Origin of the sequence: Flavobacterium quisquiliarum (assembly GCF_019308285.1) — a bacterium.
GTDB lineage: Bacteria > Bacteroidota > Bacteroidia > Flavobacteriales > Flavobacteriaceae > Flavobacterium > Flavobacterium quisquiliarum.
This window is the reverse complement of the sequence record NZ_WWEM01000031.1, coordinates 390,948-409,688: the sequence shown is the minus strand read 5'-3', so window position 1 is coordinate 409,688 and position 18,741 is coordinate 390,948. Positions and strand designations below refer to the sequence as shown.

Below are 18,741 nucleotides of genomic sequence, written 5' to 3'. Positions count from 1 at the left end.
GACTTATCTTAGCGCCTTAGTGCCTTTGTGGCAAAACAAAAACCTTTGCATCTTTAAAAAAAATGACCTTCAAAGAAAAAATATACACTCACTACACACAAATGGTTCAAGATCGAATAGATGTTTTTAGAGACATGATTTCCAACTTGACCGAAGATTCAAAAAACGATGCCAAAGGTTCTGCCGGTGACAAACACGAAACTGCATTGTCGATGATGCATATCGAGCAGGAAAAATTGACTAATAAACTGAAAGAAGCGATTGAGCAAAAAAGCATTTTAGATAAAATCGATTCGTTGAAATCTACTGAAAATATTGTTTTGGGAAGTTTAGTAAAAGCAAACGGAATCTATTTATATGTTAGTGTCGCTCTTCCTAAAATAGCAATTGATGGAATCAATGTGATTGCACTTTCTCCGCAATCTCCTTTAGGAAATCATTTAATGGGAAATAAGGCTGGATTTCAGTTTGAAATTAATAAGACGCATTATACGATTCAAAGTGTTGAGTAATCTTATTTACTAAGTCTAGAACTTTGTCAAAGTTTTAAACTTTGACAAAGTTGAATTAACCTTAGATTCTTCTCGATAATCTTGTCATTTTGAGGAGGCAGAAATAACAAGCAGTTTGCTAGTAGTTGTATAAACAGTAATTCCAGAACAATTTTCTGTATCCTCTTTGCGAATCTTTCATTGATATCAAAATAACTCAAAATTTAATTCAAAAAAACATTCTAAACTTTCAATTTTAAACCAATTTCGGACTCCAAATTGAAATTTTTAAGTTTGAAGCTTATTTTTACTTTTAAATTTTACATTTTTCATGTAAATTAATATTTTTGATTAATAATTGTAATTGATATTGAGGTTTGTGTTTTTCAATTGTAACTAATATTACATCTTTGCCTTATCAAATTAAAAACTTAAAATTAAAATATAGAATATTATGTGTGGAATTGTATGTGCCTTTGATCTTAAACAAAAAGCCGAAGCGTTAAGACCTCAAGTATTAGAAATGTCAAAAATCATTCGTCACCGCGGGCCAGACTGGAGCGGTATTTATAGTAATGATAAAGCAATTCTTTCTCATGAGCGTTTGGCAATTGTAGATCCAGCTTCAGGAAAACAACCTTTATTTACAGAGGATAAAAAATTGGTTTTAGCTGCTAATGGTGAAATTTACAATCACAGAGATTTACGTAAACAATTTGAAGGAAAATATAACTTTCAGACTGAAAGTGACTGTGAAGTTATTCTAGCTTTATACAGAGAAAAAGGAGTTGGTTTTGTTGATGAACTAAACGGAATCTTCGGTTTTGCAATTTATGATGTAGATAAAGACGAGTATTTTGTTGCTCGTGACCACATGGGAATTATTCCATTGTATATTGGATGGGATCAGCACGGAACTTTTTATGTGGCTTCTGAATTAAAAGCATTAGAAGGATACTGTACAAAAATCGAATTATTTCCTCCAGGACATTATCTATCAAGTAAAGATGGCGAATTTGTTCAATGGTACAAAAGAGACTGGGTTGATTATGATGCAGTAAAAGATAACGAAACAAGTATTCCGGAAATCAAAAAAGCATTGGAAGCGGCAGTTCACAGACAATTAATGAGTGATGTTCCTTACGGAGTTTTACTTTCAGGAGGTTTAGATTCTTCTATTACTTCGGCTGTAGCCAAAAAATTTGCACAAAAAAGAATTGAGTCAGATGATACTACAGATGCTTGGTACCCACAATTGCACTCTTTCTCAGTTGGATTAGAAGGTTCGCCTGATTTAGCGGCAGCAAGAAAAGTAGCAGATCATATCGGAACTATTCATCATGAAATTAAATTCACTATTCAAGAAGGTCTAGATGCGGTTCGTGATGTAATTTACAACCTTGAGACGTATGATGTAACTACAGTAAGAGCTTCGACTCCAATGTGGTTGATGGCAAGAGTGATTAAATCAATGGGAATCAAAATGGTTCTTTCTGGAGAAGGAGCAGATGAGTTGTTCGGAGGATATTTATATTTCCACAAAGCACCAAACGCTAGGGAATTTCACGAAGAAAACGTTCGTAAATTAGGAAAACTACACATGTATGATTGTTTACGTGCGAACAAAAGTTTGGCAGCTTGGGGAATTGAAGGTCGTGTGCCATTCTTAGATAAAGAATTTATGGATGTTGCAATGCGCATCAACCCACAAGATAAAATGATCAACAAAGAACATCCTATGGAGAAATGGGTAGTTCGTAAAGCTTTTGAAGACATGCTTCCAGAAAGTGTGGCTTGGAGACAAAAAGAGCAATTTTCAGACGGAGTAGGATACAGCTGGATTGATACTTTGAAAGAAGTGGTAGCTAGAGAAGTTTCGGATGAGCAATTGGCGAATGCTAGATTCAAATTCCCATTACAGACACCAACTTCAAAAGAAGAATATTACTATCGTTCAATCTTTACAGAGCATTTCCCAAGTGATGCGGCGGCATTATGCGTGCCTCAGGAAGCAAGTGTGGCTTGCAGCACAAAAATCGCTTTGGAATGGGATGAAGCTTTCAAAAACATGAACGATCCATCTGGAAGAGCAGTAGCAAGCGTTCACGATGATGCTTATGAAAAAGCCTAAAGAAGAGTTTAATTTTTAGAATTAGTATATATATTGCCGAAAGACGTTCTTGAAAAAGAACGTCTTTCTTGTCTAAAATTGTTAAATTCTAGATTTCAGTTCTTTATAAAAAGTTTTTGGTAATTAGTAAGCTTACTTTTTTTATATTTGGCATTCTCCGAAATAAAATTGAATCCCCGAAGATTTTAATATGGAAAGTATTAGGAAAGCAAAAAATAATCTTTAGTTTTGCTTTTAGTGAAAATTTTTAATGATTTTTTAATGTACAGCTTGCTTTGAGTTTTGTACAATACAATATAATAATAAATAGAATAGTATGTCTGGATTGTTAGCCGTAATTGGTAAAGGAAAAGACCCCAAACTTGTTAAAGAACTTTCAGAAAGAATGTCATATCGAGGCCCTGATGAAAGTGATGTTCATATTATGGAAAATGGCAGTATACTTTGTCATGAAAGTCTATCAATCATTGATCTTAATTCGGGAAAGCAGCCAATTCAAGGAACTAATAAAGCTTGGATGGTTCATGATGGTGAGATTTACAATTATAAAGAACTTAAAGAAACAGTTTTACAACATCATACTTTTAGAACAGAATCGGATTCAGAAGTAATTGTACATCTTTATGAAGAATTTGGTTATGATTTTTGTAACAAACTCGATGGTGATTTTGCTTTTGTGGTAATTGATGGTGATAAATATATTGCAGGTCGTGATCCAATTGGTGTGAAGCCTTTATATTATGGTTTGGACGAAAGAGGACGTATTTATTTTTCTTCAGAAATGAAATCTATTGCAGATCAGTGCAAATCGTTTTCAACTTTTCCTCCAGGACATTATTATACAGCAAAAACGGGTTTTGTAAAATATTACCGTCCAGAGTACGAAGATCATAAAAATGCAGATCAGCCTTTAGATTTAAATGTCGTTCGTCAGAGTTTAATCGATGCAACAAGCAAACGTTTGTTGGCAAATGTTCCAGTTGGAGTAATACTTTCAGGAGGACTGGATTCTTCTTTAACGTCTTCTATTGCTTCTCGTTTTTTAAAAGAAAATGGGCAAAAAATACATTCTTTCTCAATTGGTTTAGATGCAGATTCTCCAGATAATATTGTGGCGCGAAAAGCAGCTGAATTTTTAGGAACAGAGCATCATGAAATTCATTTTTCTGTAGAAGAAGGAGTTCAGATTTTAGAAAAAGTAATTTATCATATCGAAACGTATGATATTATTTCGGTAAGATCCGGAGTGCCGATGTATTTGCTTTCTAAAGCGATTGCTGAGCAAGGAATAAAAGTGATTTTGTCAGGAGAAGGAGCAGATGAGGTTTTTGGAGGTCATTTGTATTTTAGAAATGCGCCTTCAACAGAGGAATTTCAAGATGAAACAATAGAAAGAGTTCAGAAGTTGTTTACGGCAGATTTACTTCGTGCGGACAAAACCACAATGGCTCACGGATTGGAAGTGAGATTCCCGTTTTTGGATACCGCATTCCTAGATACAAATATCCGAATCAAAACAGAAGAAAAACAGCCTAAAACATATGATGGAATTGAAAAATACATTCTAAGAAAAGCTTTTGATACACCAGAAGATCCTTATTTGCCTTCAGAAGTTTTGTGGCGTCAAAAAGAGCAATTTTCTGATGGGGTAGGTTACAATTGGGTTGATGAATTAATTGAATATTGTGCTTCTCAAGTTACAGACGAACAATTAGCGGGTGCAAATGCAGAATTTCCGTATAATTCTCCAACGACAAAAGAAGCTTATTTGTACCGCTCTATTTTTCATAAATATTATCCACAGGTCAGTGCAGCACAAACTGTGCGTAAATGGATTCCAAAATGGCAGGAAAATCTTGATCCAAGCGGAAGAGCAAATGCAGCACACTTACAGGGAAATTTTGAAAGTGTAAAATCTGGAGTGGTAGTTTAAGAGCTAAATTCAAAAAAATAAATTCCAAATTCCAAGATTGGAGTACATATAGAAAAGCCGAAATGCATTCAAATGTAGTTTCGGCTTTTTAATTTTTTACGTTATTTCCAGTTTTATAATTTATAATTTAAGAAAATTAGAATTTAAAGTTCGCTTTTGGATTTTTTTTGGGTTTTTCAGACAATTGTGTTGATAACTTAAGTGCTTTATGTGGTATTTTACTGGGTATATAGCCTGCGTTTTCATATATTTGCCTGTTAGACAATAAATACATTTATTAGAATAAATTATATGAGCGAAGAAATCAAGAAGAACAATTATTCAGCAGATAGTATTCAGGCATTAGAAGGAATGGAGCACGTAAGAATGCGTCCATCGATGTATATTGGAGATGTAGGGGTTCGAGGACTGCATCATTTAGTTTATGAGGTTGTTGATAACTCTATTGATGAGGCCATGGGAGGACATTGTGACGCTATTAGTGTTGCAATAAACGAAGATGGTTCTGTTACAGTTGAAGATAACGGACGTGGTATTCCAGTTGATTTACATAAAAAAGAAGGTGTTTCTGCACTTGAAGTTGTAATGACTAAAATTGGTGCTGGAGGTAAATTCGACAAAGATTCATATAAAGTTTCTGGAGGTTTGCACGGAGTTGGGGTTTCTGTAGTAAATGCCCTTTCGGTTCATATGAAATCTACCGTATTTAGAGAAGGTAAAATTTATGAGCAGGAATACGAAAGAGGAAAAGCTTTATATCCAGTAAAACAAATTGGAGAAACAGAAAAAAGAGGTACACGTCAGACTTTCTTTCCTGATGATACTATTTTTCAACAAACTACCGAGTTTTCATACGATACACTTTCAGCACGTATGCGTGAGCTTTCTTTCTTAAACAAAGGAATTACAATCACATTTACGGATAAGAGAGAAGTTGATGATAAAGGTGAATTTAGAAGTGAAGTGTTTCATTCTGATGAAGGACTTAAAGAATACATCCGTTATTTAGATGGTAACCGTGAGCCAATTGTTTCTCACGTTATCAGCATGGATAATGATAAAGGTGAAATTCCGGTAGAAGTTGCTTTGATTTATAATACAAGTTATACAGAGAATATTTTCTCTTATGTAAATAATATCAATACTCACGAAGGAGGAACGCATTTACAAGGTTTTAGAAGTGGTTTAACAAGAACACTTAAAAAATATGCTGATGCTTCAGGTTTATTAGATAAATTAAAATTCGAAATTGCTGGAGATGACTTCCGTGAAGGATTAACAGCAATTATTTCGGTAAAAGTTTCTGAACCTCAGTTCGAAGGACAAACGAAAACTAAGCTTGGAAATAGAGAAGTTGTTTCTCCAGTTTCTCAAGCAGTTGGAGAAATGTTAGAGAATTATTTGGAAGAAAATCCAAATGATGCAAAATTGATTATCCAGAAAGTAATCTTAGCAGCCCAAGCACGTCACGCAGCGAAAAAAGCACGTGAAATGGTACAGCGTAAAACCGTTATGGGTGGCGGAGGATTGCCAGGAAAATTATCTGACTGTTCAGAACAAGATCCAGCAAGATGTGAGGTTTACCTTGTCGAGGGAGATTCGGCTGGTGGAACAGCGAAACAAGGACGTGATCGTAACTTTCAAGCGATTTTGCCATTACGTGGTAAGATTTTGAACGTTGAAAAAGCGATGCATCATAAAGTATTCGAAAACGAAGAGATCAGAAATATTTTTACAGCTTTAGGAGTAACAGTTGGAACTGCTGAAGATAGTAAGGCGTTAAATCTTGAAAAACTAAGATATCATAAGGTAATCATCATGTGTGATGCCGATGTCGATGGTAGTCACATTTCTACCTTAATATTAACGTTCTTCTTCCGTTTCATGAAAGAGCTTATTGAAGAAGGCCACGTCTACATTGCAGCGCCGCCTTTGTACTTAGTTAAAAAAGGAAACAAAAAAGAATATGCTTGGAATGATGTACAGCGTGATCAAGCTAACGAAAGAATGGGAGGAAGTGCAAACATTCAACGTTATAAAGGTCTTGGAGAGATGAACGCGGAGCAATTATGGGAAACTACAATGGATCCAAATTTCAGAACTTTACGTCAGGTAAATATTGATAGTTTGGCAGAAGCTGACCAAGTTTTCTCTATGTTGATGGGTGATGAAGTACCGCCTCGTAGAGAGTTTATCGAGAAAAATGCAGTTTATGCAAATATTGATGCATAAAATGAAAAATTAATAATTTCAATTCGTTTAATTGTTTAAATTTACTAGACAATTAAACGAATTGCCTTTTTAAAGAATAGGCAGTATTAATAACCGATAAAGTATAAAATATGAAAGTTACCATTGTAGGAGCAGGAAATGTTGGAGCTACATGTGCAGATGTTATTTCTTATAGAGGAATTGCAAGCGAAGTAGTATTGTTGGATATTAAAGAAGGTTTTGCAGAAGGAAAAGCACTGGATATTACACAGTGTGCTACAAATACTGGTTTTAATACCAAAGTATCAGGTGTCACCAACGATTATTCTAAAACTGCAGGAAGCGATGTAGTTGTAATTACATCAGGTATTCCAAGAAAGCCCGGAATGACAAGAGAAGAATTAATAGGTATAAATGCAGGAATTGTAAAAGCAGTTGCTGAAAATGTATTAAAATATTCTCCAGATACAATTATTGTCGTAGTGTCAAATCCAATGGATACGATGACGTATTTGGCTTTAAAAGCAACAGGTCTTCCAAAGAATAGAATTATAGGTATGGGTGGCGCTTTAGACAGCTCACGTTTTAGAACTTATCTTTCTCTGGCTTTAGATAAACCTGCAAATGATATTTCAGCTATGGTAATTGGAGGTCATGGAGATACAACTATGATTCCGTTAACTCGTTTAGCATCTTATAATGGAATTCCAGTTTCAGAGTTTCTTTCAGAAGACGTGCTTCAAAAAGTAGCAGCAGATACTATGGTAGGAGGAGCGACACTTACAGGATTGCTTGGGACTTCTGCTTGGTATGCTCCTGGAGCTTCAGTAGCTTATTTAGTTGATAGTATTTTGAACGATCAAAAGAAAATGATTGCTTGTTCTGTCTTTGTGGAAGGAGAATATGGTCAAAATGATATTTGTATAGGAGTTCCATGTATAATTGGCAAAAATGGTGTGGAAGAAATTTTAGATATTAACTTAAACGATCAGGAAAAAGCATTATTTGCGAAAAGTGCAGATGCAGTTCGCAGCATGAATGATGCTCTAAAAACGATTTTAGTATAATAAAAACCGCAAAAAAGAGAAAAGGCTGCACTTTTGCAGCTTTTTTTTTGAGATTAATTAATAAATAAATTGGTTAATATTTTCGTTAATTATATATTTGCTCGGTTTAAAAAAAAATTGGTAATTCGTGATCTCGTATTTTTGTTTTAAAAAATCATGTCAGGGCTTATTTTATGGGACTTTAAAACAAAAACAAAAATAAAACATAATTAATTTTTAGTAATAATGCAGAATAAAGGACTTATTAAATTTTTCGCAATTCTATTTGCATTGGTAAGTATTTACCAACTATCATTCACTTTTGTGGCAAATGGCGTCAAAAGTGAAGCCAAAGCTTTTGCAGGAGACAATCCAGATAAAGAGCTGAAATATTTAGATTCTATTGGTAAAGAAAAAGTATTAAATCTTGGTTTTACTGATTTCACTTATAATGAAGTGAAAAACAAACAGCTTAATAAAGGTCTTGACTTAGAAGGAGGAATCAATGTTATTCTTCAAATTTCTATTAAAGATGTATTAAAAGGTTTGGCTAATAATTCTAAAAATCCAGTTTTTAATAAATCATTAGCTGATGCATCTGCAAATTTAGAAGGAAACAAAACATATTTAAATAAGTTCTTTGAAGCTTTTGAGGCAAATTCAAAAGGAACTGTGAAATTGGCATCGCCAGATATTTTTGCTAACAGAAGTCTTCAAGGAGATGGTGGAGTAGATTTCCAAATGTCTGATGCTCAAGTTCAAAAAGTAATCAAAAGAAAAGTTGATGAGTCTGTAGAAAGTGCTTTTAAAGTATTAAGAGAGCGTATTGACAAATTTGGTGTTACACAACCAAACATCCAGAAATTAGGAGAAACAGGAAGAATCTTAGTAGAGCTTCCAGGTGCTAAGGATGTAGATAGAATTAAAAAATTATTAGGTGGAAAAGCTCAATTAGAGTTCTGGGAAACTTATAAAATTGAAGAAATTGGAAACTTCTTAGTTGCGGCTAACGAAGCATTAAAGAAAACTGAAGTTAAGAAAGTAGAAACTAAAACTGTTGCTAAAGATTCATTGAACGCTTTATTGACAGATGAAACTAAAGATTCTACTGCAGCTAAAAAAGGAAACAATCCTTTATTTGACAAAATTATTGGTAATGGTGGTGGACCAGTTTTGGGTTATTTTGCACCAAAAGATACAGCAGCAATCAATGCTTATTTTAAAAGACCAGACATTAGAGTTTTATTGGCTGCTGACCAACATTATGCAAAATTTGTTTGGAGTAAACCAACTACAATAAAAGATCAAAAAGCAAAAGATTTAGCAAGTGCTAAAGATATTGAAGTTGTTGAATTATATGCTTTAAAAGGAAACAGAGATAATAACCCAGCAATGAGCGGTGGTGTTGTTACTGATGCAAAAGATACTTTTGACCAAATGGGTAAACCTGCAGTTTCTATGCAGATGAATAGCCAAGGTGCTAAAGTTTGGGAAGAATTGACTGGAAGAGCATTTGCTCAGAAAAGCTATATCGCTATTGTTCTTGATGACATCGTATATTCTGCACCTGGTGTTACAAGTGGTCCAATCGCTGGAGGAAGATCTGAAATTACAGGTTCTTTTGATGTTGCTGAAACTAAAGATTTAGCAAACGTATTAAATGCAGGTAAATTACCAGCTTCTGCAGATATTATTCAATCAACAGTTGTTGGTCCATCTTTAGGACAAGCTGCTATTGATGCAGGTACAATTTCTTCTGTATTAGGATTCTTATTAGTTTGTGTTTGGATGGTGTTCTATTATGGTAAAGCTGGTTGGTATGCAAACCTTGCGTTATTATTGAACTTACTATTCTTATTCGGAATTATGGCAAGTTTTGGTTTTGTATTAACATTACCAGGTATTGCAGGTATCGTACTTACATTAGGTACTGCGGTAGATGCTAACATTATTATTTACGAAAGAGCAAAAGAGGAATTGCGTGAAGGAAAATCTCTTTCTGAAGCTGTTCAAGCTTCTTACGGATGGCACGGTGCAATGCGTTCTATTATTGATGCTAACGTTACTCACGTTTTAACTGGAGCTATCTTGTTTATCTTTGGAACAGGGCCAATTAAAGGTTTTGCATTAACGTTATTAATCGGTATCGTAACTTCATTGTTTACTTCTATCTTTATCGCTAGAATTTTTATCGACAGAAATATTTTAGGAAAAGCAGATTTAACTTTCTCTACAAGCATTACTAAAAACTGGTTTACTAATTTCCACTTTGACTTTATTAAAGTTAAAAAATTCACTTATATCTTCTCTTCTATTGTAACTGTAGTAAGTTTAGTTTCTATCTTCTTCGTTAACGGATTAGATGAAGGTGTGGATTTTGTTGGAGGAAGAACTTTCCAGGTTAAATTTGAGAAAGCAGTAGATGCTACTGCAGTTTCAGATGAATTGTCTGCAGCTTTTGGTACTCCAGTTGAGGCTAAAATTTTAGGTGATGATGATCAATTAAAAATCACAACTAAATATAAAATTAAAGAAGATGGTGTAGCTATCGATGAGGAAGTAAACCAAAAATTATATGCTGCTTTGCAGAAATATTTCCCAAATACTACTTACGATAAATTCATCAACTCTTACAATGGTAAAACTGTTGGAGTATTACAGGCTTCTAAAGTAGGAGCTTCTATCTCTGAGGATATCAAGACAAACTCATACTGGGCAGTACTTGGTGCAATGGCGGTTATTTTCTTATACTTAATGGTATCTTTCCGTAAATGGCAATATTCATTAGGTGCGATTGCGGCTGTTGCGCATGACGTAATCTTCGTATTAGGAGTTTATTCATTATGCTACAAATTCATGCCTTTCCACATGGAAATGGATCAGCACTTTATTGCTGCGATCTTAACTGTAATTGGTTACTCAATGAACGATACAGTAATTGTATTTGACAGGGTGAGAGAGTTTATCATCGGAAACCGTAAAGGAAGTTTCGAAGATATCGTAAATGCTTCTATTAATACTACATTATCAAGAACGTTGAATACTTCATTAATGATGATCATTGTATTATTAACAATGTTTATCTTCGGTGGAGAATCTATTAGAGGATTTATCTTCGCGATGTTAATCGGTATTATTGTAGGTACTTATTCTTCATTATTTATCGCTACGCCAGTATTGGTTGATACGATTTCAAATGATGAGAAACACACAATTGAAGACAAACACAATAAGGCATAATTAAACCTTATTTTTATTACTAAAAAGATCCAGTGAAAACTGGATCTTTTTTTTATGTTTTTATTACCTCAAAAACGATTTATGATTCCAAAACGAATATTCTTTATTCTTCTATTGTCCACATTCTTTCAGCTTCAAGCGCAAGAGAAAAATGATAACTACAGATTGGGTGCCAGTTATGGTTTTGGAAGTGAATTTAATAATACAGATTATACTTTTACTAACCATTTTTATAAAGCGCAATTCTATTGGAAGATTAATGAAACCAAAAAATTTCAATATGAAATTTTAATCGAGCCCGAGATTAATTTTGGTAAACACCAGCTTTTGAATTTGTATTTTGTAAAACCCGAAACGCCTAATTTTGAACAGAAACGTATCGAATTTTTGCGGTTAAAAAATATACATGAATATGTTCTTAATCTTGGTTTTATAGTGAGAAAGCCAATTGGAAATATTTATTCTTGCTATGTCTTAGGAAGTATTGGTCCAATGATTACCGACACTGAAACCGAAAGAATGTCAAAAGGGTTTGCTTTTGCTGATGTTTTTGCGTTTGGTCTTACAATAGATTATAATAAATTTCGATTTGATGTCCGCCCGAATGTAAGGCATGTTTCTAATGCAGGCTTAGGGAGCTCAAATGCGGGTTATAATACAAGAAATGTAGAGTTTGGTATCTCGATCAGTTATAAAAAGAAAACGCCCAATATTAAAGATATTGGGCGTTTTTATATTGAGTAAAGTATTTTTATGATTCTGCTAAAGGATTTCTTTGTGCTCTAATGATAAAGAATAATCCGATGATGATAAATGGAATGCTCAACCATTGTCCTGTAGAGAAATAACCTAAGTTCTCTTCAATACCTCCTTGGCTTTGCTTTACAAATTCAACAATAAATCGTACTACAAATAAAAGAACTAAAAATAATCCGAATAAGTAACCAGATTTAAGTCTGGTATTTGTTTTCCAGTATAAGAAATATAAAATAGCAAACACAAAAATATAAGAGAATGCTTCATACAATTGTGCAGGATGTCTCGCAGGAACTTCTGCTAATAAACTTGCAAATTTTGGATTGGTTGCAATTGCATTATAAGCTTCTTTTGGGTCAGCAATCCCGGTTTTTTGTACGGCTTCATTTTTGCTGAATGCATCATGTAAAAAACGAATTCCAAATGAAGATGTCGTTTCGTTACCAATAATTTCTGAATTAAAGAAATTCCCCAAACGCACAAAAATAGCACCGCTGGCAACCGGAATAACAATACGGTCTAGAATCCATAAAAGCGGACGCTTTAAAATCTTTTTGCTGTAGTAATACATTGCAACAATAATAGAAATTGCCGCTCCGTGGCTTGCTAATCCTTGGAATCCAGTAAACTCAAATTTTGGTTCAAATCGAAATGGAAGGAAGATTTCTAATAAGTGATTTCTGAAATATTCCCAATCATAAAAGAAAACATGACCTAAACGTGCCCCAATTAAAGTGGCAAGAACCGTCCATACAAATAAAGAATCCAGTTTTTCTAATGATTCATTTTCTCTTTCGAAAATCTTTTTCATTAAAAACCATCCCAAAAGAAAGGCAATTACAAACATTAAGCTGTAAAAGCGAATCATAAAAAATCCTAAATTGATTCCTTCTGAAGGATTCCAAACAAAATTTAAGGCGTGTGTCATGTAAAATGTTTTATATATTGTAAAAATAGATATTTAATGTAAAGTACCGTTTTATAAAAGGTTAATGTTTGTGATTGCATTTCTTTTCCGGTACAGGATCATAACCGCTTCTTCCCCATGGATGACAACTTAAAATACGCTTTATTCCTAGAAATCCACCATAAAACAATCCATGCGTTTGTAAAGCCTGAATCATATAAGTAGAGCAGGTAGGTTCAAATCTACAAGATGCCGGAGTAAACGGGGAAATTGCAGTTTGATAAAAACGCACCAGCAATACAAATGGGTATATAAGGATTTTGGATAACATTTTTTTTTTAGTGTTCAGTGTTAAGTTTATCAGTATTCAGTACTTGGTGTTTGTTTGGCTCAAAAGTTTAAACCTGAACACTAAAAAACTGAATACTGAACACTTGTTTTATTGTATACTAAAGGAAGTTCCTTCTTTTCCGTCTTTTAGCTGAATTCCTAAAGCAATTAATTGATCTCTAATTTGATCAGAAAGTGCAAAGTTTTTATCTGCTCTAGCTTGGTTTCTCATTCCAATAAGCATATTAACTACACCTTCTAATTTGTCATTATCACCATCAGCATTTTTCTCGTCGCTAAGTCCTAAAACATCAAATACAAAAGCATTTACAGCTGTAGTAAAATCTGCTAAATCAGTTGCAGAAATAGTTTCTTTACCATCTTTTATTAAATTGACATAACGAACAGCTTCAAATAACTGCGCAATTAAAATTGGCGTGTTAAAGTCATCATTCATGGCATCGTAGCAAAGCTGTTTCCAAGCTGCAAAATCGATAGAACTTGAATTTCCTGCTGTAAGATTTGGTAAAGCATCAACTGCTTCCATTAATCTTTTATATCCTTTTTCAGCGGCAACAATGGCATCGTCAGAAAAATCTAAAATACTTCTGTAATGTGCCTGAAGCATAAAGAAACGGGTTACAGACGCAGAAAATGGTTTGCTTAAGATATTATTATCGCCACTAAGAATTTCGCCTGGAAGAATATTGTTTCCAGTCGATTTAGCCATTTTCTTTCCGTTTAAAGTCAGCATATTGGCATGCATCCAGTAATTTACCGGGGCCTGACCTGTACAGGCTTCATTTTGAGCAATTTCACATTCGTGATGAGGGAATTTTAAATCCATTCCGCCTCCATGAATGTCAAAATGGTTACCAAGATATTTGGTACTCATAGCGGTACACTCTAAATGCCATCCAGGAAAACCATCACTCCAAGGTGAAGGCCATCTCATAATGTGTTCTGGCTCGGCTTTTTTCCAAAGTGCAAAATCCTGTGGGTTTCTTTTGTCAGATTGTCCGTCAAGATCACGTGTGTTGGCAAGCATATCATCGATATTTCTACCGCTTAGGATGCCATAATTATTAGTTTCGTTGTATTTTACAACATCAAAATACACAGATCCGTTAGCAACATATCCAATGCCTTTATCAATTATTTTTTTGATGATTTCAATCTGTTCAATAATATGTCCAGTCGCAGTTGGTTCAATACTTGGAGGCAAGAAGTTGAAAGCTTTAAGAATATTATGAAAATCTACAGTATAACGCTGTACTACTTCCATGGGTTCCAATTGCTCTAAACGTGCTTTTTTAGCAATTTTATCTTCACCTTCATCAACGTCATCTACGATATGCCCCACGTCAGTAATATTACGAACATAACGAACTTTATAATCCAGATGAAGAAAATATCTAAAGATTACATCAAAAGACATAAAAGTTCTAACATTTCCTAAGTGAACATTACTATATACTGTAGGTCCACAAACATACATTCCAACATTTCCATCATGGATGGGTTTGAAATCTTCTTTTTCACCAGATAGTGAATTGTATATTTTTAAGGGTTGACTGCTATATAGTGGCATATTTTTAACTTAAATGTTTGTTGTTTATGGTTTGTTGTTTATGGTTTATTGTTTTTGGTTGAAAATGTTATTTAAACTTTAATCCTTTGATTTCGCAATTATTAAGGTAGTTCATCATTGCTCCAATTTTGTTTTTTACTAGTTCAACACTTTCATTTAGTTTTAAATGTTGTTCTTCAGAAATCAGTTTTTTGTCAAAAGCTCTGTAAGATTGCGATTTAACCTCGCCAGCGGAACCTTTTGCCATACTTAAAAAATTGATGAATTCTCTATTTCCATTTCGTTCAAAACCCTCAGCAATATTATCCATAACTGAACCTGAACTTCTGTCGATTTGATCTTTTAGAGAATAGTTTGTTTTTAAGTTTGTTTTTTGAATTAAAAATTCGATTTGCTGACAGATTTCTCGTGCCAGTCTCCAAATTTCCAAATCTTCAAATCTTTCTATTTTCGCCATCAGAACAATAAACTATTAACAAAAAACAATAAACTTTTTAAAACTGAGTATCTAGTTTAATGTAATCAAGAAATTCTCTTTTTGTTTGTGGATCTTTGAATTTTCCTCCAAATTCAGAAGTCACCGTACTGCTTTCGATATCTTTAATACCGCGTGAATTTACACAAAGGTGTTTTGCATCGATAACGCAGGCAACATCTTCAGTTCCTAAAGCTTTTTGAAGTTCTTGAACAATCTGCATTGTTAAACGCTCTTGAACCTGAGGTCTTTTTGCATAATACTCGACAATACGATTCATTTTGGATAAACCAATAACTCTTCCGCTTGAAATGTAAGCTACATGTGCGCGCCCGATGATTGGCAATAAGTGGTGTTCGCAAGTAGAATAAACAGTGATGTTTTTTTCTACCAGCATTTCGCCATATTTATAATTGTTGTCAAAAGTAGAAGCTTTTGGCTGTTTTGCAGGATTTAAGCCTCCAAAAATCTCTTTTACAAACATTTTAGCCACTCGGTTTGGAGTGCCTTTAATACTGTCATCAGTTAAATCCATTCCAAGAGTTTGCAGAATGTTTTCAACATCTTTTTTTATTTTTTCTATTTTTTCTTCGTCAGTGATATCAAAAGCATCTGCTCTTAAAGGGTTTTTTGCATTACTGCTGAAGTGACTGTCACCAATTTCGTCTAAAAAATCTTCGTTATTTATCATTAAAAACTACTATTATAATGGGTATATCTTTTTAAGGCGGTAAAGATAATTAATAAATGGGAAACCTTTTCTATGGTTTTTACGATTTAATTACTCCTTTTTGGATATAATTTAAAATTGAATCAAAAAATAAAAGACAATAACGAAAATGGTTATTGTCTTTTGAGTGTTTAAGTTTTATTGTTTTTTATCTGTTGTTGTAAACTTGTAAAGCTTCTTTTAAAATATTTACAGCAGTAATCAGATCTTTTTTATTTAGAACATAAGCAATACGAACTTGATTTAATCCCATTCCAGGTGTTGAGTAAAAACCTTTGGCAGGAGCAATCATTACCGTTTCGCCGTTTAGATTATAACTTTCTAAAAGCCATTGCGCAAAATCATCAGAATCTTCTATTGGAAGCTGTGCAATACAGTAAAAAGCTCCTTTAGGTTTTGTTACTATAACTCCATCAATTTTATTAAGTTCAGCAATTAGTGTATCGCGTCGCTCTTTGTATTCAGAAATCACTTCGTCAAAATAGCTTTGAGGCGTATCTATCGCAGCTTCACAAGCAATTTGTTCGATTGTCGGCGGGCTCAAGCGCGCCTGAGCAAATTTCATTACCGTTGCTAAAACTTCTTTGTTTTTAGTTACTAAACAACCAATTCTTGCTCCGCACATACTGTAACGTTTAGAAACAGAATCTACCATGATTACGTTTTGTTGTACATCTTCCAAATTCATTACAGAAAAATGCACTTCGTCTCCATCGTATAAAAATTCACGATATACTTCGTCGGCGATTAAATATAAATCGTGTTTTTTAATTAAACTCGCTAACTGTTTAATTTCGGCTTCAGAATATAAATATCCAGTCGGATTTCCAGGATTGCAAATCAGAATGGCTTTTGTTTTTGGTGTAATTAGTTTTTCAACTTCTTCAATGCTTGGCAGTGCAAATGCAGTTTCAATAGAAGAAACTAAAGGCACTACAGTCGCACTTGTAGAAGATGCAAACGCATGATAATTAGCATAAAAAGGCTCCGGGATAATGATTTCATCTCCTGGATCTGTAATTGTGGCCAGCGCAAATAGTAAGGCTTCAGAGCCACCAGTAGTTACAATGATGTCTTCTGTGTTAACGTTTACGTTTTGACGCTGGTAAAAATGAGCTAATTTTTTTCTATAGCTTTCATATCCGGCAGACGGACTGTATTCTATAAGAGTTAAATCAATACTTTTTACCGCCTCGATGGCCACTTCCGGTGTCTTGATATCCGGTTGACCAATGTTTAAGTGATACACCTTGTGTCCTTTTTGTTTTGCTAAATCAGCAAAAGGAGCCAGCTTGCGTATCGGAGATTCGGGCATGTTTCTTCCCTTGTGTGAAATTGTTGGCATGAGTATAAATTATTGAAGTGCAAATTTGCATTTTTTTTTCGAATTTAACGTAAACAATACGGGTACTTAGAGAAATGTAACAATTATCGAAATATTTACTAATTTTATAATAAAATATTGTCAATGAAAAAATATCTAGTATTGTTTTTTGGGTTATTCTTACCTTTTTGGCTTTTTGGACAAGGCGATTTTTTATTAGAGAACAATGCAACAAAGGCTGTAATACCTTTTAAACTGATTAATAATCTCATTTTTATTCCTATAAAAGTAAACGGAATTGAGCTTAATTTTCTGTTGGATTCGGGTGTCGAAGAAACCATTTTATTCAGCATGGAAGAAAAACAAGAAGTAAGTTTCAACAATGTACAAAAAATCAAACTTCGTGGATTGGGCAGCGAAGAAGAAATAGAAGGATTGAAGTCGACAAAAAATATTTTAGAAACGCACGGTCTGAAATCTAATGACCATCTTGTTTATATTATTTTAGATCAAAACTTTAATTTGTCTTCTCATATTGGAATTCCTGTAAACGGAATTATTGGACATAAATTCTTTAAGAATAATTTGGTGGAAATTAATTATCAGAAAAAGAAAATTATAGTGCATGTTCCGAATAAAAAGTTTCAAGAAAAGCTGGACAGAAAGTTTAAGAAAATTCCAATAACCATTGAAAGATCAAAACCTTATTTGATAACTACTGCCACAGTAGATAATGTAGAAATTCCAGCGAAACTTCTTATCGACATTGGAAACAGTGATGCATTTTGGATTTTTAAAAATGATAAAATTCAACTTCCAGAAAGGAATTTCCCAGATTTTTTAGGAAAGGGATTCAGTGGTGATATAGAAGGACACCGAGCAAGGATTGACAAATTTTCTATAGATGAATTTGATTTTAAGAAACCTATCGTCTCATTTCCTGATTCGCTTTCTATTCGAAATGTAAGAATGGTTCCAGGACGCATAGGTTCAGTAGGAGGCGAGGTTCTTAAAAGATTTACTTTGGTTATCAACTATCAAGATAAAGAGCTGTATTTAAGGAAAAACGGCAGATTTTCTGAACCTTTTACGTATAATAAAAGCGGAATTACAATTCAGCACAACGGATTACAGTGGGTTCAGGAAACGGTTCATTTAGAAACGGTGCAGGTCGCTTCATCAATGGGAGAAGTTAGCAGCAGGGAAAACGATAACAATTTTAGATATAAGTTTGCTCTTAAACCTGTTTATGAAATTGTCAATGTGCGTAAAAATTCTGCAGCGGAAAAAGCGGGATTACTTAAAGGAGACATTATTGTAAGCATAAATAAAAAACGTCCTTACGTATATACACTGGAACAAATTAATAATCTTTTAAAATCTGAAGAAGATATTTGGATAGATTTAGAAGTGGAACGCAACAGTTTAGTTTTAAAATACAGAGTAAAATTGGTGGATGAGCTTCAAAATCTTAAATAATTAGAATTTTTTTTTTAGGGTTATAATTTATTACTTTTGGATATTTTTTTGTGAAAAAATGTTTGTTAAAACTAGTTTTGTACTTAGATATTTTACT

14 protein-coding genes are annotated in these 18,741 nt (G+C 33.7%); 8 read left to right on the top strand and 6 right to left on the bottom strand.

Features of this window, described 5'->3' with window-relative positions:
• Positions 1–62 precede the first annotated feature (62 nt).
• From GSY47_RS14105 to GSY47_RS14075, 7 genes are all read left to right on the top strand, one after another.
• Complete coding sequence (locus tag GSY47_RS14105; protein WP_179007051.1) at positions 63–512, top strand: hypothetical protein; 450 nt, start codon at positions 63–65, stop codon at positions 510–512.
• Between the two features lie 433 nt (positions 513–945).
• Complete coding sequence (gene asnB, locus GSY47_RS14100) at positions 946–2,622, top strand: asparagine synthase B (protein WP_179007054.1); 1,677 nt, start codon at positions 946–948, stop codon at positions 2,620–2,622.
• Positions 2,623–2,938: 316 nt separating this feature from the next.
• Positions 2,939–4,555 carry an asparagine synthase B gene (asnB, locus tag GSY47_RS14095; RefSeq protein ID WP_179007057.1) on the top strand — a complete coding sequence of 539 codons (1,617 nt, stop codon included), beginning with the start codon at positions 2,939–2,941 and terminating at the stop codon, positions 4,553–4,555.
• 291 nt (positions 4,556–4,846) lie between these two features.
• Positions 4,847–6,787 carry a DNA topoisomerase (ATP-hydrolyzing) subunit B gene (gene gyrB, locus GSY47_RS14090; protein ID WP_179007060.1) on the top strand — a complete coding sequence of 647 codons (1,941 nt, stop codon included), beginning with the start codon at positions 4,847–4,849 and terminating at the stop codon, positions 6,785–6,787.
• 110 nt (positions 6,788–6,897) lie between these two features.
• Positions 6,898–7,833 (top strand): malate dehydrogenase, encoded by a 936-nt coding sequence (mdh, locus tag GSY47_RS14085; protein ID WP_179007063.1) that lies wholly within the window; start codon positions 6,898–6,900, stop codon positions 7,831–7,833.
• Positions 7,834–8,058: 225 nt separating this feature from the next.
• Positions 8,059–11,052, top strand: a complete 2,994-nt coding sequence (gene secDF, locus GSY47_RS14080; protein ID WP_219071415.1) for a protein translocase subunit SecDF — start codon at positions 8,059–8,061, stop codon at positions 11,050–11,052.
• An 81-nt stretch (positions 11,053–11,133) separates the two neighbouring features.
• Positions 11,134–11,796, top strand: a complete 663-nt coding sequence (locus tag GSY47_RS14075; RefSeq protein ID WP_179007071.1) for an acyloxyacyl hydrolase — start codon at positions 11,134–11,136, stop codon at positions 11,794–11,796.
• Between the two features lie 7 nt (positions 11,797–11,803).
• On the opposite strand, the gene lgt is transcribed toward GSY47_RS14075, so the two are convergent.
• From lgt to GSY47_RS14045, 6 genes are all read right to left on the bottom strand, one after another.
• Entirely contained in the window at positions 11,804–12,736 is a 933-nt protein-coding gene (lgt, locus tag GSY47_RS14070; RefSeq protein WP_179007074.1) for a prolipoprotein diacylglyceryl transferase, read from the bottom strand.
• Positions 12,737–12,797: 61 nt separating this feature from the next.
• Positions 12,798–13,046: a membrane protein insertion efficiency factor YidD gene (gene yidD / locus GSY47_RS14065; RefSeq protein WP_109192474.1), complete on the bottom strand. Its 249-nt coding sequence runs from the start codon at positions 13,044–13,046 to the stop codon at positions 12,798–12,800.
• Between the two features lie 108 nt (positions 13,047–13,154).
• Positions 13,155–14,636, bottom strand: coding sequence for a cysteine--tRNA ligase (cysS, locus tag GSY47_RS14060; RefSeq protein WP_179007077.1), 1,482 nt, complete (start codon positions 14,634–14,636; stop codon positions 13,155–13,157).
• 67 nt (positions 14,637–14,703) lie between these two features.
• Positions 14,704–15,093, bottom strand: coding sequence for a four helix bundle protein (locus GSY47_RS14055; RefSeq protein WP_179007080.1), 390 nt, complete (start codon positions 15,091–15,093; stop codon positions 14,704–14,706).
• A 37-nt stretch (positions 15,094–15,130) separates the two neighbouring features.
• On the bottom strand, positions 15,131–15,802 hold the full coding sequence (gene folE / locus GSY47_RS14050) for a GTP cyclohydrolase I FolE (RefSeq protein WP_091495932.1): 672 nt from the start codon (positions 15,800–15,802) through the stop codon (positions 15,131–15,133).
• Between the two features lie 187 nt (positions 15,803–15,989).
• Positions 15,990–17,186, bottom strand: coding sequence for a pyridoxal phosphate-dependent aminotransferase (locus GSY47_RS14045; RefSeq protein WP_179007083.1), 1,197 nt, complete (start codon positions 17,184–17,186; stop codon positions 15,990–15,992).
• Between the two features lie 123 nt (positions 17,187–17,309).
• Here GSY47_RS14045 and GSY47_RS14040 point away from each other — a divergent pair, with 123 nt between their 5' ends.
• Complete coding sequence (locus tag GSY47_RS14040; RefSeq protein WP_179007086.1) at positions 17,310–18,644, top strand: PDZ domain-containing protein; 1,335 nt, start codon at positions 17,310–17,312, stop codon at positions 18,642–18,644.
• Positions 18,645–18,741: the final 97 nt, after the last annotated feature.